Genomic DNA, 20,750 nt, shown 5'->3' on the forward strand with positions numbered 1-20,750 from the left:
CCCGGGCCGGATCCCACGCGCCCCTCACCCGGCCGCCTTCGCCCCGCTCTTCTTGCTCTCCGCATTGAACTCCGCCACGTTGCGCTGGTGTTCCTGGTAGTCCGCGGTGAAGCGGGTGTCGCCCCGGCGGACCGTGACGAAGTACAGCCAGTCGCCCGGGGGCGGATTGATGGCCGCGCGCATCGCCTCGTCGCCGGGATTGTCGATGGGCGTGGGCGGCAGGCCCATGCGCTGGTACGAGTTGTAGGGGCTGTCGATCCGGGTGTCCTTCTCCGTCGTACGGAGGGTGGAACGGCCCAGGGCGTAGTTGATGGTGGAGTCCATCTGCAGCGGCATGCCGCGTTCGAGGCGGTTGAAGATCACCCGGGCCACCTTGCCCATGTCGGCCTTGGTGGCCGCCTCCGCCTGGACGATGCTGGCGATGGTGACGGCCTGATACACGTTCATGGCGTTGCGCTGCGCCCCGGCGGCGATGGGCGCGCCGTTGAACTTCTCGTTCGCGGTGTCGACCATCAGCGCGAGCAGTTTGTCCGGCGTGGTCTGCTCCTGGAGCGGATAGGTGGCCGGGAAGAGGTAGCCCTCCGGATTGCCCTCGGCGTCGTTGGGCAGCTTCAGCGCGGCCTTCGCGAGGGACTTCCTGGTGCTGCCGGCGGGCAGGGCGAGCGCCTTGTCGACGGCCGCGTAGACCTGGCCGGCGCGCCAGCCCTCCGGGACGGCCAGGGTCGTGGGCCGGCCTTCCTCCTCGGTCCCCAGGGTCAGCAGCGGCACCGCCACGGCGGTACCGACCACGACGGCTCCGGTCGCGACGAGGGCGATGCGGCCCCGGCGCGTCAGTCGAATCGTGCTCCGTGGCGGAGTGTTCTTCTGCATGCGGGCACGGTAACCCGCATATCGTCACAAACCCGGCATATTTTCATCTTGTCGGTTCCAGTTGGGCGTCCCGGCGTACGAGCGCCGCATACCGGCCGCCCTCCTCCAGGAGCTCCTCGTGCGTGCCGCGTTCGACGGCGCGTCCCGAGTCGAGGACCACGATCTGGTCGGCGCCGCGCACGGTGGACAGCCGGTGGGCGATGGTGAGGGTGGTGCGATCGGCCGACAGGGCGTCGATGGCGGCCTGGACGGCGGCCTCGGTCCGGGTGTCCAGCGCGCTGGTGGCCTCGTCGAGGATGAGCACCGGCGGGTCGCGCAGGATGGTCCGGGCGATGGCCAGACGCTGCTTCTCACCGCCGGAGAAGCGGTGGCCGCGCTCGCCGACGACGGTGTCGTAACCGTCGGGCAGGGCCGCGATGTGGTCGTGGATCTGCGCCGCCTTCGCCGCCCGGTGGAGTTCCTCGTCGGTGGCGTCGGGCTTGGCGAAGCGCAGGTTGTCGGCGACCGAGGCGTGGAAGAGGTACGTCTCCTGCGAGACGACGCCGACCGCGCGCGCCAGGGTGTCGAAGTCGAGGTCGCGGACGTCGACCCCGTCGAGGGTGACGCGGCCGCCGGTCACGTCGTAGAGCCGGGGCACGAGATAGCCGAGGGTGGACTTGCCGGCTCCGGTGGGGCCGACGATCGCGAGGCTGCCGCCGGCCGGGACGGTGAGGTCGATGCCGTCGAGGACCGGGCCGCCCTTGCCGTCGTAGCCGAAGGAGACGTTCTCGAAGCGGACCTCGCCCTTGACGCGGTCGAGGCGGACCGGGTCGGGGCGCTCGGTGATGTCGATCGGCAGGTCGAGGTACTCGAAGATGCGCTGGAACAGGGCGAGCGAGGTCTGGATCTGCACTCCGGTCGACAGCAGGCTCACGGCCGGGCGGAACAGGCCCTGCTGGAGCGAGACGAAGGCGACGATCGTGCCGATGGAGACCGCGGGGCCGCCCAGCTGGAAGGCCATGCCGGCGGTCCAGTAGATGACGGCGGGCAGGGCGGCCATGACGATCGTGATGACGGCCATGCGCCACCGGCCGGCCATGTTCGACCGCACCTCCAGGTCGACGAGTTCCTCGGACTCGTCGGAGAAGGACTTCGTCAGCGAGTCGGAGCGGCCCATCGTGCGGCCGAGCAGGATGCCGCTGACGGAGAGCGACTCGGTGACGGTGGCGGCCATGGCGGCCATCTGCTTCTGACGCTGGGTGGTGATCTTCCGGCGTTCGTTGCCGACGCGGCGGCTGATCCACACGAACACCGGCAGCAACAGCAGGGAGACGACCGTCAGGCGCCAGTCGAGGGCGAGCATCGCGGCGATCGTGGCGATCACGCTGGTGAGGTTGGAGACCAGGGAGGTCGCGGTGGAGGTGACGGTGGCCTGCATGCCGCCGATGTCGTTGGCGATGCGGGACTGCACCTCGCCCGTGCGCGTGCGGGTGAAGAAGGCCAGGGACATGCGCTGGAGCCGGCCGTAGACGGCGGTGCGCAGGTCGTGCATGACGCGCTGGCCGACCGTCGTGGAGATCAGGGTCTGGAGGACTCCGAAGACGCTGGTGAGGACGGCGCTGAGGATCATGCCGAGGGCGAGCAGGCTGAGCAGGCCCGTGCGCCCTTCGGGGATCGCGACGTCGAGGATCTCCTTCAGCAGGAAGGGCGTGGCGACCGAGACCAGCGACGCCGCGCCGACCAGCAGGCCGACGATCGCGAGGCGGCCCCGGTAGGGGCGGAAGAGGCCGAGGATGCGGCGGACCTGCCGGGGCTGCTGCTGCGCGTCGGCCGGCGGGGTCCAGGGGGCTTCACGGTCGGGATGCATGGGCTCCTACGAGGGATGCGGCGGATCGGATCGTAGCTCATTGTTACCTAGACTCACAATGAACAGCATCCTGATATTGTTCCCGCATGACCACGCCCGACTCCGACGGCCTGCTCGCCGAGCAGTTGCTGCGGCTCACTCGCCGGGTGCACCGCATCCAGAAGCGCCATCTGGAGCATCGTGACCTCGGTATCACCCCGGCCCAGTCCCGGCTGCTGCGCACGCTGGCGCACTGGGGTTCACCGCCCCGCATGGCCGACCTGGCCGAGCGCCTCGAGGTGGTGCCGCGGGCCGTGACGACACTGGTCGACGGTCTGGAGGCGAGCGGCAAGGTGCGGCGGGTGCCGGACCCGGCGAACCGGCGGGTGATCCGCATCGAGCTCACGGACGACGGCCGGGGCGCGTTGCGCGAGCTGCGGGCGGCGCGCAGGTCGGCCGCCGAGGAGATCCTCGCTCCGCTCACGGGGGCTCAGCGGGAGGCGCTCGGGGGGTTGCTCGACACGCTGATCGACGGGACGCCGGTGCAGCCCTGCTGACAGGAACACGCAAGCGGGCCGCGGCCCCCGCCCGTTCTGCCGGAGCGGGGGCCGCGGCCCGCTTGCGTTTCGGTCAACCGACCTCGGGGGCGGGCTCCTTGAGCTCCTTGGCCTTCTGCGCCGGGATGCCCGGCGCCGGCGCCTCGGCGTCGGCCTCGCCGCCGGGGCCCTTCTCGCCGAGGTCCGGCGGGGAGGTGTCCTCCCCGTCGAGCACCCTCTTCGCCCGGGCGGTGTCCAGGGCCCCCTCCCAGCGGGACACCGCGAAGACGGCGACGCAGTTGCCGAGCAGGTTCGTGACGACGCGCATCGAGTCCATGATGCGGTCCACGCCGAGCAGCAGCGCGACGGCCCCGGCGGGGATCGCCCCCAGGGACGAGGCGGTCGCGGCCAGCGCGAGGAACGCCGAACCGGGGATGCCGGCCATGCCCTTGCTGGTCAGCATCAGCACCAGGACGACGGTGATCTGCTGACCGAGGCTCAGGTCCACGCCCACCGCCTGGGCGATGAACAGGGTGCCGATGGACAGGTAGAGCGAGGCGCCGTCGAGGTTGAAGGAGTAGCCGGTGGGGAGCACCAGCCCCACGGCGTCGTCGCGGGCGCCGGCCCGGCGCAGCTTCTGCATCACGCGCGGCATGACCGACTCGGTGGACGCGGTGCCGAGCGCGAGCAGCATCTCCTCGCGGATGTAGCGCAGGAACTTCCACAGACTGAGGCCGGTCACGAGCTTCAGGGCGACGGCCAGCAGCGCGACGAACAGCGCCGCCGCCACGTAGCAGAGCACGATGAGCTTGGCGTACGTCCTCATCACGCCCAGGCCGTAGTTGCCGACCAGGTGGGCCATCGCGCCGAACACCGCGATCGGGGCCAGCCGCATGATGAAGCCGACGACCGCGAAAATGATCTCCTGGGCCTGCTCGATCGCGGGCAGGATCTTCGGCACCTTGGTGTGCCCGAGGTGCAGCAGGGCGGCGCCCACCAGACAGGCCAGGATGAGGACTTGGAGCAGCTCGTTCTCGGCGAAGGCGCCGACGAAGCTCTGCGGAAGCGCGTTCAGGACGAACTCGGTGGTCGTGGGCAGATGACCACCGCCCGTCGTCTCGTCCACCGCCGCGGCATCGAGCGAGGAGGGGTCGACGTTCATCCCCCTGCCGGGGCCGACGACGTTGGCGGCGACCAGACCGATGACCAGGGCGGCCGTGGAGGCGATCTCGAACCAGATGAGGGCCTTGACCCCGATCCGGCCGAAGGCCTTGAGGTCACCGGCCTTGGCGATGCCGACGACGACCACACAGAACACCAGCGGCGAGATCACCGTCTTGATGAGCCGGGTGAAACCGTCGCCGAGCGGCTGGAGAGCCGTGGCCGTCTCCGGCCACAGCTTTCCGACGACGATTCCGAGGACGAGCGCGCAGGAAACCTGCGCGAACAGCGAGGTGCGTAGAGTGCGTGCGACGCGTCGCGGCAGGGACGGTACGGACGGCGGCACGAAGCCTCCTAGGGGGACGGGACGCGCAGAAGCCGGAGGGGACTTCTGTGATGCGGAAAGCGGCTTCCGATTCCCGAACACTCTGGAGGCTGTCTTGATCGCGCACAAGACCGCAACGTTTCAGCCAGGTAAAAGCATCACGAGTGGCACGCGTCACACACACCCCACTGCTCACCTCAGCACCGGCTGCGGTCCCCCGTGAGCACCCCCTGCACGGTGGTCAGGGTCCGGTCGTAGCAGCCGTGCGAGTCGTACAGCCGGTAGCGCTCGCTCGTGGTGCCGACCGCGTGACGCTGGTCGCGCGGCACGTTCGCCGTGTATGTCGCGTCGCCCGTAGTGGAGCTGTCGAGCCGTGACCACGCGGTGCGTCGTCCGCCGTGCGTCCCGACGACCGTGGCGCGGTCGCCGAGAGTCAGCACGGTGCGCAGGCGGTCGCCCGCGCCGAGGGTGGTCGTGCCGTCCATCGTGTAGCTGCGGCGGGTGCGGGTGGTCCGGCCGTCGACGGTCACCGACTCGTCGTCGGTCCAGGTGGCTTCGAGAGCGTCACGCGTCTCGCCGTCGTTCCACCGGTGCGTGGAGGTGTTGGCGAGGGAGCGGCTGACGGTGGTCCCGATGCGGCCGTGCGACGTGTCGACGTAGCCGCCGACGGTCAGCCGGTGGGCGCCCTCGGTGTCGACCCCGTGTTCCGAACCGGGTGTGTACACCGACGAGTTGGCGAGGTCACCTGCCCTGTGCACAGTGAGCTTCCCGGTGACCCGCTCGCGCCGCTCGTCCTGCCAGACGAGGACGTTCACCGGCGTGCTCCAGCCGGTCCGCCCCTCGGGGACGCCGACGACCGAGACCTCCACGCGGTGCGGGCGGCCGTCGTTGAGGATCCCGGCGAAGGGCGTGAGGTCGTAGGTGATCGGCTTGATGTCGAAGGCGCGCGGGGCCGGGATCACGTACCAGAGGAACGGGTTCGACCAGCCTCCGGTCCACACCGTCGGGAACGGGGTGGCGATGCCGGCGAGCCGGCCGTCCACGCTGATCTGCACCTCCCGGTACGGACCTCGCCCTGACGTGCAGGAGTACGGCGCCGGTTCGGGCACCGTCAGGTACCAGTACTCCTCGCAGCCGCCGCCGGAACCGGTCGCGTACACCTCGGCGACGATGCGCTCGCTGTTGCGCGGGGTGGTGAGGGCCGAGTCGCCGTCCAGGGTGAGAACCCGGTCGGGGCTCTGCCCGTCGGGGCGGCCCTGGTAGAACGTCAGCGTGACGCTGACGTCGAGGACACCCGTGTAGGTGTCGTCGACGACGTTCCCGATGAGCATCTCGACGTCCCGGCTCGTGCGGAAGGTGTCGCTGTAGCGCGTGACGTCCTTCTCCACGGACCACTCGATGCCGTCCGGTGAGGGCTGTGGCGTCGACGTCCGGAAGATCTCGACCCCGCCGACGTGGAGGTAGCCGAGCCGGTCGTACTGGCGCCCCTTGACCTTGCCGTCGAGCCGCAGCACCACCTTGCTCCAGCGGTCGCCGCAGCCGTCGGGCGGGGTGTAGGTGCCGCGGTACGGGGTGAAGTCACGGAACTGAGCCCGGGCGACGGTGACTTGGCAGGACTCTCCGGCGGGCCTGCCGACGGGCGGGGCGGCCGTGACCGGGTCGTGCCAGTCGGTGCCGAACTCGGCGGGGACGTCGGCCGCCGGGGCCGGGACGTCCGCCGCCCGGACGGGACCGGTGCCGAGGAGGGTGCTCGCCAGGAGGGTCGCTCCGGCAAGCATGGACATGACGATCCGTCTCTTCATGGCCGGTGTTCTACGGGGCCCCGGCCGCCTCCGCAATGCGCACCGGCCCGCCTCGACAGCCCTCTTCCCGCCCTGGTCGGCCGGTTCCGTTCGGTGCGCGGAAAACCTGTTGCCTCCGACCACGCGGCGAGGCGAACCTGTCACGGTTTGCTGCCATCGGCCGGACCCATCCTCACGCCATCCCCCTGACACGAGCCACTGGGACGTCATGCAGATTCAAGACCTTCCGTACCCCGACCCGGGCGTGCCGGACGCGCGTTCGGGTCCCCGATTCCTGTGGTGGCTCTTCCGCAATCAGCTGGGCGGTCAGCTCAAGTCGCTGGCCTGGGGGCTGCTGCACTTCGCCTCCGTCGCCGCGCTGCCGTTCTGTGTCGGGGTCGCCGTGCAGGCCGTCGTCGACCGCTCGGGCACCCGGCTCGCTCTGGCGGGCGGCCTGCTGGCGCTGGCCTGCGTCGGCAACGCGGTCGGCGACACCTTCCTGCACCGCACCGCGATCACCAACTGGATCACGGCGGCCGCCCGCGTCCAGCAACTGCTCGCCCGCAAGGCCGCCCATCTGGGTTCGGCGCTGACCCGGCGCGTCGCTGCCGGTGAAGTGGTGGCGGTTTCGACCGGTGACGTCGAGAAGATCGGCTGGTTCGTCGAGGCCCTGTCCCGCTTCACCGCGGCCCTGGTCACCATCGTGCTGGTCTGCGTCGGGCTGCTCGTCTACCAGCCGGCGCTCGGCGTGGTCGTCGCCGTGGGGCTGCCCGCGCTGGCGCTCGCCGTGCTGCCGCTGCTGCCCCCCGCCACCCGGCGTGCCGACACCCAGCGCGAGAAGGCCGGACGCGCCACCGAACTCGCCTCGGACACCGTCGCGGGCCTGCGCGTGCTGCGCGGCATCGGCGGCGAGGAGCTGTTCCTCGACCGCTACCGCAGTGCCTCCCAGGAGGTGCGCCACGCGGCCGTGCGCAGCGCCCGGATGTGGGCCCTGATCTCCGCGATCCAGGTCCTGCTGCCCGGGCTGCTGCTCGTCGCCGTCGTCTGGTACGGCGTGCGGCTGGCGCGCGAGGGCCGGATCACCGTCGGCGAACTGGTCACCGTCTACAGCTCGGTGATGGTCCTCACCTACCCGCTGCGGCACTTCGAGGAGATCGCCATGGCGTACTCCTTCTCCCGGCCCTCCGCCAAGCGGGCCGCGGGAGTGCTGTCGCTTCAGCGGCCCACGGACACCGCCGGGTCGCGCGCCGCCGAGGTCCCCTCCGGAGACCTCTACGACCCGGAGACCGGGCTGCTCGCGCCCGCCGGCCGGCTCACGGCGGTGGTGTGCGGCGACCCGGACGCGGCGGGCCTGCTGGCGGAACGGCTGGGCGGACACCCGTCCCAGGAGGGCACCTCGGTGCTGCTGGGCGGGGTGCCGCTGGACGAACTCCCGCTGGACAGCGCCCGTACGGCCGTCCTCGTCCAGGACAAGGACCCGGTCCTGCTGTCCGGCACGCTGCGCGACCTGCTCGACGTACCCGCGTCGGGCGCCGTCCAGCCGCGGGAGGCGCTGGCGGCCGCGCAGTGCGACGACGTGCTGGCGGCGCTGGTGCAGGGCTCGCTGGACGCCGCCGACCCCATGGACGCCCGGATCACCGAACGCGGCCGGTCCCTGTCCGGCGGTCAGCGCCAGCGGCTCGCGCTGGCCCGGTCGCTGGTCACCGACCCCGAGGCGCTCGTCCTGGACGAGCCGACCTCGGCCGTCGACTCGCACACCGAGGCACGGATCGCGCAGGGCGTGCGGGAGTTGCGCGACGGGCGCACGACCGTGGTGTTCACCTCCTCCCCGCTGCTGCTGGACCGCGCCGACCGGGTCGTGTTCCTGCACGACGGCGAGGCCGTGGCGGTCGGCGCCCACCGTGAGCTGGTGCGTACCGAACCCCGCTACCGGGCGGTGGTCACCCGCGAGACGGACGACGAGGCCGCGCTGAACGGCTCCGTCGCCCTGGACGAGGTCCTGCAGGAACTGGAAGAGATCGAGGAGAAGGCATGATCGGCGTCGCGCCACCGGCCTACGACCCGGCGGCCCCGACGACGGCGAACACCCTGCCGGTCGGCGCCCCCGAGACCGTCCGCGCCTACGTGGCCGAACTGCTGCGCCGGCACCGGCGGGCGTTCCTGCTGCTGATCGCCGTCAACACAGCCGCCGTGATCGCCTCGATGGCGGGTCCCTGGCTGCTGGGCGGACTCGTGGAGCGCGTGTCCGACGGGGCGCGGGACCTGCGGCTGGAACTGACGGCCGGGCTCTTCGTGGCCGCGCTGGCCGTCCAGGCCGTGTTCGTCCGGCAGGTGCGCCTGCGCGGCGCGATGCTGGGCGAGCGGATGCTGGCCGACCTGCGCGAGGACTTCCTCGTCCGGTCGGTCGGGCTGCCGCCCGGGGTGCTGGAGCGGGCCGGGACCGGCGATCTGCTGTCGCGCATCACGACCGACATCGACCGGCTGGGCAACGCCATGCGCGAGGCCGTGCCGCAGCTGTCGATCGGCGTGGTGTGGGTGTTCCTGCTGATGGGCGGGCTGGTGATCACGGCGCCGCCGCTGGCGCTCGCCGTGCTGCTCGCCCTGCCGCTGCTGATCGTCGGCTGCCGCTGGTACTTCCGGCGGGCGCCCTCGGCCTACCGTTCCGAGGCCGCCGGGTACGCCGCCGTGGCCGCCGCACTCGCCGAGACCGTGGACGCCGGGCGCACCGTCGAGGCCCATCGCCTCGGCGAGCGCCGTGTCGCGCTGTCGGAGCGCCGGATCCGGGAGTGGACGGCCTGGGAGCGGTACACGCTCTGGCTGCGGTCGGTGCTCTTCCCGGTCATCAACACCACCCACGTGACCGTACTCGCCTCCGTCCTGATGATCGGCGGCGTGTTCGCCCTGCACGGGTGGATCGACGTCGGCCAGCTGACGACCGGCGCGCTGATCGCCCAGATGCTGGTCGACCCGGTGGGCATGATCCTGCGCTGGTACGACGAGCTGCAGGTGGCCCAGGTGTCGCTGGCCCGGCTGGTCGGGGTCCGGGACATCGAGCCGGACGCCGGGGATCCGTCGGTGGCTCCCGAGGGACGTCATGTGCACGCCGACCGGGTGCACTTCGGCTACCTGGAGGGCGTGGACGTCCTGCGCGAGGTGTCCCTGGAGGTCTCCCCCGGCACCCGGCTGGCCCTAGTCGGCCCCTCGGGTGCGGGCAAGTCCACGCTGGGCCGGCTGCTGGCCGGGATCTACGCGCCCCGGGACGGCCGGATCACCCTGGGCAGCGCCGAGCTGTCCCGGATGCCCGCCGAACGCGTCCGCTCCCATGTGGCCCTGGTCAACCAGGAGCACCACGTCTTCGTGGGCTCCCTGCGCGACAACCTCCGGCTCGCACGGACCGGCGCCGTCGACGCCGAGCTGTGGGCGGCTCTGGGCGCGGTCGACGCCGACGGCTGGGCCCGCGCGCTCGACGACGGCCTGGACACCGAGGTCGGCTCGGGCGGTCTGGCGCTCACCCCGGCACAGGCCCAGCAGATCGCCCTGGCACGCCTGGTGCTGGCCGACCCTCACACGCTGGTCCTGGACGAGGCGACGTCCCTGCTCGACCCGCGCGCCGCCCGCAACCTGGAACGGTCCCTGGCCCGGGTCCTCGACGGCCGCACCGTCGTCGCCATCGCCCACCGGCTGCACACCGCCCACGACGCGGACGTCATCGCCGTCGTCGAGAACGGCCGGATCAGCGAGCTGGGCAGCCACGAGGAGCTGGTCGCGGCGGACGGGGCGTACGCGGCGCTGTGGAGGTCGTGGCACGGCTGAGCACCTCGTCGTGCGAGACGACGCTCGTCGCTGAGGGGAGGGCGGCCGTGTCCTTGGCGTTGCGCGGTCCCGAGCCGGGGTGGAAGGCTGGAATCAGGCACCGGATCGGGGAACGCCCGGGAAACAGCGGATCGGGCGGCGTCAGTGCTCCGTGCGGCGGCGGCCCGGTGCGGGTCCCGTGAGAACGGGCCCGTCCCCACCCCCTGGAGGTACCCGTGAACAGCTCCGACGGCTGGGGAGACGACGTCTACCAGCCGGACCAAGACGAGCAGAGGGAGGACACGGGGCTGCTCGACGCCGAGGACACCCTGGAGAACGACGGCGTCGACGATCCCCTGGACCGGGGCTGGTCCCCTCCCGAGCGGCCCTGGGCCGTCGAGCACCTCGGCGTGACGGCGGCCGAGCGGCAGCGGGGCGAGACGCTGGACCAGCGGCTCTCCGAAGAGCTGCCGGATGCCTCCGCCCCGGACGGTGACGGCCTCGGGGACTGCGAGGGCACCGACGGGGAACTCCTGGACAACGAGGTCGGCGCCGCGCGCTCCGGCCGGCTCGTGGCACCCGACGAGGGCGCCCACGAGGACGAGGAGGAGGCACTGGTCGCCATGGACGTGGGCATCGACGGCGCCGCCGCGTCGGCCGAGGAGGCCGCCGTGCACATCGTCGACGAGGACACCCTGTCCGGCTGATCGCAGAACCGGCCGAGCCGGCCCGAGCCGTTCGAGGAGCATCCATGCAGCAGGACAAGCACCCCGACTACCACCCTGTCGTCTTCCGCGACCGCGCCGCCGGGTACGCGTTCCTCACCCGGTCCACCGCGTCCAGCGACCAGACCATCGAGTGGGACGACGGCGAGACCTACCCGGTCGTGGACGTGGAGATCTCCTCGGAGAGCCACCCCTTCTACACGGGCAAGGCCCGCACGGTGGACTCGGAGGGCCGGGTCGCCGCGTTCGAGCGGCGCTACGGCGGCGGCTGAGGCACGTCGTCGGGCTGCGCTCAGATGACGTTGAGCGCCGCCGCGCAGCCCACCCCGCCGAGCAGCATGAACACCGGCATCAGCACCTTGAGCTCGACCCAGCTGCCCGCCCGGAACCGCATGGCCTTCGGCGGCCCGATCGGGTACCAGCGCTTGCGCCCGACCGGGATGGGCCACAGGATCGGGCAGCCGGACACGGTGAGCGCGTCCCCGATGTCGTGCACGAGCGCGCCCAGCACGACTGGCAGCCCCAGCCACAGGTACTCCTGGCCCGGCGCCGTGAACAGCCAGTCCGCGCCGTTGCCCGGCTTGTCCAGCACGCCCGCGAGGATCCACGCGGTGGTCGCGGCCAGCAGCCACACCAGGACCTCGCTGCTGGAGCCGCGCGTCGCCCGCCACAGCAGGCCCTCGATGGCCAGGACCATGTGCACGAAGAGGATCGCGAGCACGCCCCAGCGGTCACTGGTGATCGCCACGACCGAGGTGCCCGCCCCGATCAGCACCGCCCACAGCCAGGTGTGCGTGAGGGTGCGGTGCCCGCCGGAGCGGCGCGGGTCGCCCTGCTTCTTGGTGGCCTTGTAGACGGCGTACGACAGCTTGTCGACGATCTCGCACAACCAGCGCGACACCGGTCCGAAGGACCGGGAGATGGTCGCCGCCTTGTGGTCGAGGTCCGGAGCCAGGGCGGCTCCGGCGCAGATCAGGGCGCCGACGAGGAGGACCGGCCAGGGCATCGGGTGCCCGGCGGCCGCGGCGGCCGCACCGACGCCGAGCCAGGCGGCGGCTCCCGACAGTGAGTGTGCTGGTCCCATCATGGCCGCTGCCCGCCCCATTCGTCCTGTGCCGCTGTCCAGTTGACCGGGCGTGCTGACGTCCCGTCGGCGCCCCAGCGTAGCGTTCGTGATCTTCGGGCCCGCAGCCGATTCCCGCATCGGGCACCGGGCCAGGCAAGATGGGGGCGTGACCCTCATCGATCAGCTGCCGCGGACCCCCGACCCCGATGCCTTGTACGAAGCCTTCGAGTCGTGGGCCGGCGAGCGGGGTCTCACGCTCTACCCCCACCAGGAGGAGGCGCTGATCGAGGTGGTCTCCGGCGCGAACGTGATCGTGTCGACCCCCACCGGTTCCGGCAAGAGCATGATCGCGGCGGGCGCGCACTTCGCGGCACTGGCCCGCGACGAGGTCACCTTCTACACCGCCCCGATCAAGGCGCTGGTGTCGGAGAAGTTCTTCGAGCTGTGCAAGATCTTCGGCACCGAGAACGTCGGCATGCTGACCGGCGACGCGTCGGTCAACTCCGACGCCCCCGTCATCTGCTGCACCGCCGAGGTCCTCGCGTCGATCGCGCTGCGCGACGGCAAGCACGCGGACGTCGGCCAGGTCGTCATGGACGAGTTCCACTTCTACGCCGAGGGCGACCGCGGCTGGGCCTGGCAGATCCCGATCCTGGAGCTGCCGCAGGCACAGTTCGTGCTGATGTCGGCGACGCTCGGCGACGTCTCCTTCTTCGAGAAGGACCTCGCGCGCCGCACGGGCCGCCCGACCGCGGTGGTCCGCTCGGCGACCCGCCCGGTGCCGCTGTCCTACGAGTTCCGCTACACCCCGCTCACCGAGACGCTCACCGACCTGCTGGCAGCCCGGCAGGCGCCGGTCTACATCGTGCACTTCACGCAGGCGCAGGCCGTGGAGCGGGCGCAGGCGCTGATGAGCATCAACATGTGCTCGCGTGAGGAGAAGGAGCGGATCGCCGAGCTGATCGGCAACTTCCGCTTCACCACCAAGTTCGGCCGTAACCTCTCCCGTTACGTCCGGCACGGCATCGGGGTGCACCACGCCGGCATGCTGCCCAAGTACCGCCGCCTGGTCGAGAAGCTCGCGCAGGCCGGTCTGCTCAAGGTCATCTGCGGCACGGACACGCTCGGCGTCGGCGTCAACGTCCCCATCCGCACGGTGCTGTTCACGGCCCTCACCAAGTACGACGGCACCCGCGTGCGCACCCTGCGGGCCCGGGAATTCCACCAGATCGCGGGCCGGGCCGGGCGGGCCGGGTACGACACGGAGGGCTTCGTCGTCGCGCAGGCGCCCGAGCACGTCGTCGAGAACGAGAAGGCCCTCGCCAAGGCGGGCGACGACCCGAAGAAGCGCCGCAAGGTCGTCCGCAAGAAGGCCCCGGAGGGCTTCGTCGCGTGGTCGGAGCAGACCTTCGAGAAGCTCATCGGCTCCGAACCGGAACCGCTGACCTCCCGGTTCCGGGTGACGCACACGATGCTGCTGTCGGTGATCGCCCGCCCCGGCAACGCCTTCGAGGCGATGCGCCGGCTGCTGGAGGACAACCACGAGCCGCGCAAGCAGCAGTTGCGGCACATCCGCCGGGCCATCGCGATCTACCGCTCGCTGCTGGACGGCGGCATCGTCGAGAAGCTCGACCAGCCGGACGCCGAAGGCCGCATCGTCCGCCTCACGGTCGACCTCCAGCAGGACTTCGCGCTCAACCAGCCGCTGTCCACGTTCGCGCTCGCCGCGTTCGAGCTGCTGGACCCCGAGTCCCCGTCGTACGCGCTCGACATGGTGTCCGTCGTGGAGTCGACGCTCGACGACCCGCGGCAGATCCTCGCCGCCCAGCAGAACAAGGCGCGCGGTGAGGCGGTCGCCGCGATGAAGGCCGACGGTGTCGAGTACGAGGAGCGCATGGAGCGCCTCCAGGACATCACGTACCCGAAGCCCCTGGAGGAGCTGCTCTTCCACGCGTACGACACGTACCGCAAGAGCCACCCCTGGGTCGGTGACCATCCGCTGTCGCCGAAGTCGGTCATCCGTGACATGTACGAACGGGCGATGTCCTTCACGGAGTTGGTGTCCCACTACGAGCTGGCCCGCACCGAGGGCATCGTGCTGCGCTATCTCGCCAGCGCCTACAAGGCCCTCGACCACACCGTCCCGGACGACCTCAAGTCCGAGGACCTCCAGGATCTGATCGCCTGGCTGGGCGAGATGGTGCGCCAGGTCGACTCCAGCCTGCTGGACGAGTGGGAGCAGCTGGCCAACCCGGCGGAGATGACGGCCGAGGAGGCCCAGGAGAAGGCCGACGAGGTCAAGCCGGTCACCGCCAACGCGCGCGCCTTCCGCGTCCTGGTCCGCAACGCCATGTTCCGCCGGGTCGAACTCGCCGCCCTCGACCAGGTCGGGGAGCTGGGCGAGATGGACGGGGAGTCCGGCTGGGACGCCGACGCGTGGGGTGAGGCGATGGACAAGTACTGGGACGAGTACGAGGATCTCGGCACCGGCCCCGACGCCCGCGGCCCCAAGCTGCTGCTCATCGAGGAGGAGCCGGAGAACGCCCTGTGGCGGGTCCGGCAGATCTTCCACGACCCGAACGGCGACCACGACTGGGGCATCAGCGCGGAGGTCGACCTCACGGCCTCGGACGCGGAGGGCCGCGCGATCGTCCGCGTCACCGACGTCGGCCAGCTCTGACGGGCCGGGCAGCAGCGAGCACAGGAGATTCCCACCCATGACGACGAACCCGGCCGAGAGACTGGTCGACCTGCTCGACCTGGAGCAGATCGAGGTCAACATCTTCCGCGGCCGCAGCCCGCAGGAGTCCCTGCAGCGGGTCTTCGGCGGGCAGGTGGCGGGGCAGGCGCTGGTCGCCGCCGGCCGCACCACCGAGGGCGACCGGCCCGTGCACTCGCTGCACGCGTACTTCCTGCGCCCGGGCCGGCCGGGCGTGCCGATCGTCTACCAGGTCGAGCATGTGCGCGACGGGCGGTCGTTCACCACCCGCCGGGTCACGGCCGTGCAGCAGGGCCGCACGATCTTCAATCTCACCGCCTCCTTCCACAAGCCGGAGGAGGGCAGCTTCGAGCACCAGCTGCCGCCGGCCCGCAAGGTCCCGGACCCGGAGTCCCTGCCCACGGTCACGGACGAGATCCGGGAGCACCTGGGCACGCTGCCCGAGCAGCTGGAGCGGATGGCCCGCCGCCAGCCCTTCGACATCCGCTACGTCGACCGGCTGCGCTGGACCGCCGAGGAGGTCGACGACGCCGAGCCGCGCAGCGCCGTGTGGATGCGCGCGGTCGGGCCGCTCGGCGACGACCCGCTCGTGCACACCTGCGCCCTCACCTACGCCAGCGACATGACCCTCCTGGACGCCGTCCGCATCCCGGTCGAGCCGCTGTGGGGCCCGCGCGGCTTCGACATGGCGTCGCTGGACCACGCGATGTGGTTCCACCGCCCGTTCCGCGCGGACGACTGGCTCCTGTACGACCAGGAGTCGCCGATCGCGGTCGGCGGCCGTGGCCTGGCCCGGGGGCGGATCTACGACCGCGAGGGCCGTCTGGTCGTGTCCGTGGTGCAGGAGGGGCTCTTCCGGAAGCTGGCCTGACCTGGCCCTTCACCGACCGGGGCCCCGCGCGCCGGGGCTCCGATCGCGCCCCCGACCGGATCCGGCGACCATGGCAGGAGCAGGCACCGCCGACGTCACGCGCCCGCCGGTCCGGGAGGTGGCCACGCTGCACACCGTGTTCCCCGTCGTGCTCGCGATCTGCGCCGCGCTCAGCAACGCGGTCGCGACCGTGCTGCAACGCAAGGCGGCGCTCACCGTGCCCGCCTCCCAAGGGTTGCGGGCCGGGCTGATCGTCGATCTGCTGCACCGGCCCGTGTGGCTGGCCGGCATCCTCGCGGTGATCGGCGCCGCCGTCTGCCAGGCGCTGGCGCTGGCCACCGGGCCGCTGACGATCGTGCAGCCGTTGTTCGTGCTGGAGCTGCCGCTCACCCTCATCGTCGCCTCGCTGCTGATGCACCGGCATCTGCCGGGCAGGGGCTGGCTGGCCGTGACGGCGGTGGTGGCCGGTCTGGCGGTCGCGCTCGCCGCCGCCTCCCCCGCCGGCAACCGCACCCATGTGGCGCTGGACCGCTGGATTCCCGCGCTCGCCGTGTGCGCGGGGGCGGTCGTCGCCCTCGCCCTCGCCGCCCTCCGGCGCCCTGAAGGGCGTGCCCGGGCGGCCTGTCTGGGGGCCGCGACGGCGATCAGCTACGCGGTGACCGCGGCGCTGATGAAGGCCGCCATGCACATCCTCGACGAGCAGGGCCTCGTGGGCTTCCTCACCGCGTGGCAGACGTACGCCTTCGCCGCCACCGGCGTGTGCGCGCTGTTCCTGCTGGAGAACGCCATGCAGGCCGGTCCGCTGGTCGCCTCGCAGCCCGCGCTCACCCTCGGCGACGCCCTGGTGAGCCTCGCCCTCGGCATCACCCTGTACGAGGAGACCATCCGCTCCGGGTGGTGGCTGCTGCCCCAGCTGTTCGGCGTCGCGCTGATCGCCGCGGGGGTGCTCGCGCTGGCTCGGATCCCGTTCACGCAGTCGCTGGTGGCTCCGGACGAGGAGCACGAGACCGCGGCGGCACCCTGACCTCGCTGGTGACGTCCGGGGGCAGGAACGGGCCCGGCCGCCGCAAGCGGCTTCGGTGACGGCTCACGGCTGCCTCGGCTCGCCGACCAGCCCTGCCCGAAGCTCACGCGTCCGGCTGGCAGCGCGGGCACCACACCGTCCCCCGCCCCGCCATACGGGACCTGCGCAGGCCGGTGCCGCACCGCGGGCACCTCGGGTCCCGGTCGTCCCGGTGGCCGGTGAGCCAGGAGTCGCGCGGCGGTACGCAGCGGGCGGTGACGGACGAGCGCAGGGTGCGGCGCATCTCGCGGTACAGGCGCCGGCAGTCCTCCTGGGTCAGATCGCGCGCCCCGCGGTCGGGACGCAGCCGGGCCCGCCACAGGATCTCGTCGGCGAGCAGATTGCCGAGGCCGGCGAGGACGGACTGGTCGGTGAGGGCCGTCTTGAGATGCCCTCGGCGCGACGAGAGCACCTCCTCGAACTCGGCACGGTCCACCGCCAGCGCGTCGGGCCCCTGCCGCCGCAGCAGCCGCTCGACGTCGGACTCGTCGTGGGCCAGCCAGAGTCCCTGCAGTTTGCGCTGGTCACGGAAGCGGAGCTGCCGGCCGCCGCCCAGGGTGAACAGGACGCGGTCATGCGCCTCGACGGGATCCTCGGCATGCCCGCAGACCAGCCGGCCGGTCATGCCGAAGTGCAGTGCGAGGGTGGGGCCGCCGGTGCGGGCGAGCAGCCACTTGCCGTGCCGCTCCGGCGTGCCGAACCGCCGGCCCTCCAGCGCGTCCCGCAGCCGCCGGGCGTCCACCCCGTGCAGGACGCCCGCGTCCCGCACGTCGACGCGCCGGATGACGCGTCCCTTCGCGCACTCCTCGAGCACCTGCCGGAAGCCCTCGACGTCGGGGAGCTCGGGCACGGCCGGCGCGTCAGGTTTCCTGGAGGACGGACAGCACGTTGCCCGCCGGGTCGGTGAACCAGGCGATCAGCGGGCCGCCGCCGCGGAAGATGCCCTTGTCGTCCGTCTTGAGGTGGTCGTAGCGCTCGAATCGCACCCCTCTCCTGCTCAGCTCGTCGACCGCGGCCTCGATGTCGTCGACCGGGAAATTGAGGATGGTGAACGACGCCGGGGTGTGGTCCGGCTTGGGGTAGACCAGGGTGTCCCGGTCCCCCGCGATGTGCAGGAACAGCATCCCGTTCTCCTCCGACACCCGGAGCCCGAGCGTGTCGGCGTAGAACGCCCTGGCCGCGTCGATGTCGTTCACCGAGAACCCGCTGAACGCCTTCGTCGTACCGAACATGATCGCCTCCCGGTTTCAGTCTCCTCAGGGTCCGACCCGGGCGCATCCGGAAACTCATCGGTCAGTGGGCCGACCGGCAGTGATGCGGTGCCGCCGAGGTCACCCGGCCGGGCGCCGGCCTCTGCGGCGGAACCAGCCCAGCAGGCCCTGGGGAGGGGTGGGCTCCAGGGGCGCGGGTCGCCCCGCCGCCGGAGCCGGGGGTGGCACGAGCGGATCCGGCCCGGTCGGGGGCGCTGAGGTCAGCGCCTGTGCCACGGGGTGGTGCCGTCGGGCGGTCTCCATCGTGTGGGTCAGGTCCGCACGGAACCAGGCCACTTCGTCCGGCTCGCTCGCCGTCATCAGCGTCTCGGCCAGCTCGGCGGTGGGTGAGCCGGGGGCGCCGTGCACCGGAAGCCCGGGGCGGCAGCGGGCCAGGCGGGCACGCTCGTGGGGATCCCGGACGACGTCCGCCACGTCGGCCGGGTCGAGGAGGCAGGCGACCGCTGCCGCGCGCGCCCAGGGGTCGTCCCCCGCCTGCCGCGTCAGGAATCCGACGTGACGGCCCCGCCAGTTGCGGGGCCGCCGGTCCATCCCGGCCTTCAGCCCTTCCCGGATCTCGGCGGGCGTGCGGCGGTCGGTCAGCAGCCGGGCGTTGCTCCCCTCGGCCGCGAACTGCCGTAGCTCCTCGGCCAGATACAGCCAGACGACGGTCCGATAGCGGTTCACGTAGAACTTCACCGGGATCAGCAGGCCGTAGCGCGCCAGGCCGGTGAACCTGGTGGGCGCCACCTCCATGAGCTTGGCGCCCTCTGTGGTGCCGACCGTCGCGACGCGCTCACGCAGGGCGTCCGGGAAGCCCTCCCCGGAGCGCAGCCGGTCGATCTCGGCCCGGGACACGCGCCCGCCCCCGCCTCCTTCGTCGGGAACGGTCCGGATGAGCCCCAGGTTCACCGCGAGGTGGAACTCGCCCCGCTCGAGCTCCAGTTCGCGGGCGGCCCGGCTCGGGGCGCAGGTGAGGCGGTCGGATGTCGTGCCGGTGCGTGACATGGTCGGTCTCCCCCGTGGAGTCAGCGGCTCACGCCGAGTGCGGTCGCCGTGAAAAAACCGTAGCCGCTGCGGCGGATCTCGTGGCGAGCCTGTGGATAACTCCACGGGGGATGACCAACGTGCAGGTCAGAGGTCTGTGATCGGTTTTGGTTCGGGCTGGCGCGCATCCACGTCGAGGTGCTCGCCGACCCGGTTGACCAGCAGTGTCATCTCGTAGGCGATCTGGCCGATGTCGGCCTCCGCGCCGCTGAGGACGCACAGACAACTGCCCGTTCCGGCCGCGGTGACGAACAGCACCGCGTCGTCGAACTCGATCATCGTCTGGCGTACGCTGCCCGCGCCGAAGTGCCGTCCGGAGCCCTTGGCCAGGCTGTGCAGCCCGGACGACACGGCCGCGAGGTGCTCCGCGTCCTCGCGGCGCAGTCCGGTGCTCGCGCCGGTCACCAGGCCGTCGTTGGACAGGACCAATGCGTGCCGCACTTCGTGGACGCGCTCGGTCAGGTCGTCCAGCAGCCAGTCGAGTCCCTGGTTCTGCACCATCTTCCGTTTCTCCCCGTTTTCTCCCCGTGCGATTCCCCTCCTGGCCGGAGGATCTCCATGTCAGGGTTCCCCACGACCGCGGTCGGGGCAAGGAGGATGGGAGCCATGGCAGAGAAGATGACCGACGCGCAATGGCATGAGTTCGTCTCCCACGGCACCCGCACCGCAAAGCTCTCCACGGTCCGGGCCGACGGAAGCCCGCACGTGGCTCCGATCTGGTTTCTGCTGGACGGGGACGAAGTGGTGTTCAACACCGGCAAGGACAGCGTGAAGGGGCGCAACATCGTCCGGGACGGCCGGATCGCCCTGTGCGTGGACGACGACCGCCCGCCGTACTCCTTCGTGGTGCTGCGGGGCCGCGCCCGCGTCTCGGAGGACCTCGACGAGGTACGGCACTGGGCCACCCGGATCGGGGCCCGGTACATGGGCGAGGAGCGCGCCGAGGAGTTCGGCGCGCGCAACGGCGTCCCGGGCGAACTCCTCGTCCGCGTCACCGTCGACAGGGTGCTGGCGGAGCGCGACGTCGCGAACTGACCGCGCGGGAGCGGCCGTTCTCCGGTCAGCCGACCGAGTCGAGCAGCCGGGCGGTGTGCATCCGCCCGGCGTACTCGACGAGCCTGATCAGCACCTCCTTGCCCGAGTCGCGGTCCCGGGCGTCGCACAGCACCACGGGCGTGCCCCTGTCGAGATCGAGGGCGCGCGAGACGTCCGGTGCGCCGTGCCGCCGGGCTCCCGCGAAGCAGTTGACCGCCACGACGAACGGGATGCGCCGGTGCTCGAAGTAGTCGACCGCGGGAAAGCAGTCCTCCAGGCGCCGGGTGTCGGCGAGGACGACCGCGCCGAGCGCCCCTTGGGACAACTCGTCCCACAGGAACCAGAACCGGTCCTGGCCCGGCGTGCCGAACAGGTACAGGGACAGGCCGGACCGGATGGTGATGCGTCCGAAGTCCATGGCGACGGTCGTGGTGGTCTTGTGGTCCACGCCGTCGGTGTCGTCCACCGACTGGCCTGCTTCGCTGAGGAGTTCCTCGGTTCGCAGCGGCCGGATCTCGCTGACGGCGCCCACCAGGGTGGTCTTGCCCACGCCGAATCCGCCGGCGACCAGAATCTTCAGCGCCAGTGCGGCTGTCTCGCCGCTCTGGGCGTCGGAGTGCTCGGAGACCATTGATCACTTCTCTCAGGAGTGCCGGGTGTCGTGGGTGCGTGGGGGTTCGGTCA

19 protein-coding genes are annotated in these 20,750 nt (G+C 71.7%); 9 read left to right on the forward strand and 10 right to left on the reverse strand.

Annotated elements, in window-relative coordinates; translation table 11 throughout:
- Positions 1-24: 24 nt before the first annotated feature.
- Both mltG and AB0G20_RS31160 read right to left on the reverse strand, forming a co-directional pair.
- Positions 25-870 carry an endolytic transglycosylase MltG gene (mltG, locus tag AB0G20_RS31155; RefSeq protein WP_361308127.1) on the reverse strand — a complete coding sequence of 282 codons (846 nt, stop codon included), beginning with the start codon at positions 868-870 and terminating at the stop codon, positions 25-27.
- Positions 871-913: 43 nt separating this feature from the next.
- Positions 914-2,716 carry an ABC transporter ATP-binding protein gene (locus AB0G20_RS31160; protein WP_361308129.1) on the reverse strand — a complete coding sequence of 601 codons (1,803 nt, stop codon included), beginning with the start codon at positions 2,714-2,716 and terminating at the stop codon, positions 914-916.
- An 86-nt stretch (positions 2,717-2,802) separates the two neighbouring features.
- Here AB0G20_RS31160 and AB0G20_RS31165 point away from each other — a divergent pair, with 86 nt between their 5' ends.
- Entirely contained in the window at positions 2,803-3,252 is a 450-nt protein-coding gene (locus AB0G20_RS31165) for a MarR family transcriptional regulator (RefSeq protein WP_361308131.1), read from the forward strand.
- Positions 3,253-3,325: 73 nt separating this feature from the next.
- On the opposite strand, the gene AB0G20_RS31170 is transcribed toward AB0G20_RS31165, so the two are convergent.
- Positions 3,326-4,738, reverse strand: coding sequence for a cation:dicarboxylase symporter family transporter (locus tag AB0G20_RS31170; protein ID WP_361308133.1), 1,413 nt, complete (start codon positions 4,736-4,738; stop codon positions 3,326-3,328).
- Between the two features lie 176 nt (positions 4,739-4,914).
- The gene (locus AB0G20_RS31175) at positions 4,915-6,519 is read right to left on the reverse strand and encodes a peptide-N4-asparagine amidase (RefSeq protein WP_361308135.1); all 1,605 of its coding nucleotides are present in this window, start codon (positions 6,517-6,519) and stop codon (positions 4,915-4,917) included.
- Positions 6,520-6,727: 208 nt separating this feature from the next.
- Between AB0G20_RS31175 and AB0G20_RS31180 the strand changes: the two genes are divergently transcribed.
- The 4 genes from AB0G20_RS31180 to AB0G20_RS31195 all read left to right on the forward strand — a co-directional run bounded on the left by AB0G20_RS31180 (position 6,728) and on the right by AB0G20_RS31195 (position 11,287).
- The gene (locus AB0G20_RS31180) at positions 6,728-8,533 is read left to right on the forward strand and encodes an ABC transporter ATP-binding protein (RefSeq protein ID WP_361308137.1); all 1,806 of its coding nucleotides are present in this window, start codon (positions 6,728-6,730) and stop codon (positions 8,531-8,533) included.
- A complete protein-coding gene (locus AB0G20_RS31185) occupies positions 8,530-10,311 on the forward strand; it encodes an ABC transporter ATP-binding protein (RefSeq protein WP_361308139.1) in 1,782 nt (593 codons plus the stop codon). The genes AB0G20_RS31180 and AB0G20_RS31185 overlap by 4 nt, the downstream gene beginning before the upstream one ends.
- 215 nt (positions 10,312-10,526) lie before the next feature.
- Positions 10,527-10,997: a DUF5709 domain-containing protein gene (locus AB0G20_RS31190; RefSeq protein WP_361308141.1), complete on the forward strand. Its 471-nt coding sequence runs from the start codon at positions 10,527-10,529 to the stop codon at positions 10,995-10,997.
- Between the two features lie 44 nt (positions 10,998-11,041).
- Positions 11,042-11,287, forward strand: coding sequence for a type B 50S ribosomal protein L31 (locus AB0G20_RS31195; RefSeq protein WP_361308143.1), 246 nt, complete (start codon positions 11,042-11,044; stop codon positions 11,285-11,287).
- A gap of 20 nt (positions 11,288-11,307) precedes the next feature.
- Here AB0G20_RS31195 and AB0G20_RS31200 read toward each other — a convergent pair whose 3' ends face one another.
- Positions 11,308-12,102: a metal-dependent hydrolase gene (locus AB0G20_RS31200; RefSeq protein ID WP_361308145.1), complete on the reverse strand. Its 795-nt coding sequence runs from the start codon at positions 12,100-12,102 to the stop codon at positions 11,308-11,310.
- Between the two features lie 145 nt (positions 12,103-12,247).
- Between AB0G20_RS31200 and AB0G20_RS31205 the strand changes: the two genes are divergently transcribed.
- From AB0G20_RS31205 to AB0G20_RS31215, 3 genes are all read left to right on the forward strand, one after another.
- Entirely contained in the window at positions 12,248-14,761 is a 2,514-nt protein-coding gene (locus AB0G20_RS31205) for a DUF3516 domain-containing protein (protein WP_361308147.1), read from the forward strand.
- Positions 14,762-14,798: 37 nt separating this feature from the next.
- Positions 14,799-15,671 (forward strand): acyl-CoA thioesterase II, encoded by an 873-nt coding sequence (locus AB0G20_RS31210; protein ID WP_361308149.1) that lies wholly within the window; start codon positions 14,799-14,801, stop codon positions 15,669-15,671.
- Between the two features lie 127 nt (positions 15,672-15,798).
- The gene (locus AB0G20_RS31215; RefSeq protein ID WP_361308516.1) at positions 15,799-16,695 is read left to right on the forward strand and encodes a DMT family transporter; all 897 of its coding nucleotides are present in this window, start codon (positions 15,799-15,801) and stop codon (positions 16,693-16,695) included.
- A 103-nt stretch (positions 16,696-16,798) separates the two neighbouring features.
- Here AB0G20_RS31215 and AB0G20_RS31220 read toward each other — a convergent pair whose 3' ends face one another.
- From AB0G20_RS31220 to AB0G20_RS31235, 4 genes are all read right to left on the reverse strand, one after another.
- Positions 16,799-17,584 carry a DNA-formamidopyrimidine glycosylase family protein gene (locus AB0G20_RS31220; RefSeq protein WP_361308151.1) on the reverse strand — a complete coding sequence of 262 codons (786 nt, stop codon included), beginning with the start codon at positions 17,582-17,584 and terminating at the stop codon, positions 16,799-16,801.
- A gap of 10 nt (positions 17,585-17,594) precedes the next feature.
- Positions 17,595-17,966: a VOC family protein gene (locus tag AB0G20_RS31225; RefSeq protein ID WP_248510805.1), complete on the reverse strand. Its 372-nt coding sequence runs from the start codon at positions 17,964-17,966 to the stop codon at positions 17,595-17,597.
- 99 nt (positions 17,967-18,065) lie between these two features.
- Positions 18,066-18,992, reverse strand: a complete 927-nt coding sequence (locus tag AB0G20_RS31230) for a DUF6397 family protein (RefSeq protein WP_361308153.1) — start codon at positions 18,990-18,992, stop codon at positions 18,066-18,068.
- 126 nt (positions 18,993-19,118) lie between these two features.
- The gene (locus AB0G20_RS31235; protein WP_142165302.1) at positions 19,119-19,532 is read right to left on the reverse strand and encodes a roadblock/LC7 domain-containing protein; all 414 of its coding nucleotides are present in this window, start codon (positions 19,530-19,532) and stop codon (positions 19,119-19,121) included.
- Positions 19,533-19,637: 105 nt separating this feature from the next.
- Between AB0G20_RS31235 and AB0G20_RS31240 the strand changes: the two genes are divergently transcribed.
- Entirely contained in the window at positions 19,638-20,066 is a 429-nt protein-coding gene (locus AB0G20_RS31240) for a PPOX class F420-dependent oxidoreductase (RefSeq protein WP_361308155.1), read from the forward strand.
- Between the two features lie 25 nt (positions 20,067-20,091).
- Here the strand turns inward: AB0G20_RS31240 and AB0G20_RS31245 are convergent, their stop codons facing one another.
- A complete protein-coding gene (locus AB0G20_RS31245; RefSeq protein WP_361308157.1) occupies positions 20,092-20,697 on the reverse strand; it encodes an ATP/GTP-binding protein in 606 nt (201 codons plus the stop codon).
- Between the last annotated feature and the right edge of the window lie 53 nt (positions 20,698-20,750).

Source organism: Streptomyces sp. NPDC024017 (assembly GCF_040638895.1).
Lineage (GTDB): Bacteria > Actinomycetota > Actinomycetes > Streptomycetales > Streptomycetaceae > Streptomyces.

What these genes read in the sequence shown, in the direction of transcription:
- mltG (WP_361308127.1), bottom strand. Translation starts at nt 870, where the DNA reads ATGCAGAAGAACACTCCGCCACGGAGCACGATTCGACTGACGCGCCGG.
- AB0G20_RS31160 (WP_361308129.1), bottom strand. Translation starts at nt 2,716, where the DNA reads ATGCATCCCGACCGTGAAGCCCCCTGGACCCCGCCGGCCGACGCGCAG.
- AB0G20_RS31165 (WP_361308131.1), top strand. Translation starts at nt 2,803, where the DNA reads ATGACCACGCCCGACTCCGACGGCCTGCTCGCCGAGCAGTTGCTGCGG.
- AB0G20_RS31175 (WP_361308135.1), bottom strand. Translation starts at nt 6,519, where the DNA reads ATGAAGAGACGGATCGTCATGTCCATGCTTGCCGGAGCGACCCTCCTG.
- AB0G20_RS31180 (WP_361308137.1), top strand. Translation starts at nt 6,728, where the DNA reads ATGCAGATTCAAGACCTTCCGTACCCCGACCCGGGCGTGCCGGACGCG.
- AB0G20_RS31185 (WP_361308139.1), top strand. Translation starts at nt 8,530, where the DNA reads ATGATCGGCGTCGCGCCACCGGCCTACGACCCGGCGGCCCCGACGACG.
- AB0G20_RS31195 (WP_361308143.1), top strand. Translation starts at nt 11,042, where the DNA reads ATGCAGCAGGACAAGCACCCCGACTACCACCCTGTCGTCTTCCGCGAC.
- AB0G20_RS31200 (WP_361308145.1), bottom strand. Translation starts at nt 12,102, where the DNA reads ATGATGGGACCAGCACACTCACTGTCGGGAGCCGCCGCCTGGCTCGGC.
- AB0G20_RS31210 (WP_361308149.1), top strand. Translation starts at nt 14,799, where the DNA reads ATGACGACGAACCCGGCCGAGAGACTGGTCGACCTGCTCGACCTGGAG.
- AB0G20_RS31225 (WP_248510805.1), bottom strand. Translation starts at nt 17,966, where the DNA reads ATGTTCGGTACGACGAAGGCGTTCAGCGGGTTCTCGGTGAACGACATC.
- AB0G20_RS31230 (WP_361308153.1), bottom strand. Translation starts at nt 18,992, where the DNA reads ATGTCACGCACCGGCACGACATCCGACCGCCTCACCTGCGCCCCGAGC.
- AB0G20_RS31235 (WP_142165302.1), bottom strand. Translation starts at nt 19,532, where the DNA reads ATGGTGCAGAACCAGGGACTCGACTGGCTGCTGGACGACCTGACCGAG.
- AB0G20_RS31240 (WP_361308155.1), top strand. Translation starts at nt 19,638, where the DNA reads ATGGCAGAGAAGATGACCGACGCGCAATGGCATGAGTTCGTCTCCCAC.
- AB0G20_RS31245 (WP_361308157.1), bottom strand. Translation starts at nt 20,697, where the DNA reads ATGGTCTCCGAGCACTCCGACGCCCAGAGCGGCGAGACAGCCGCACTG.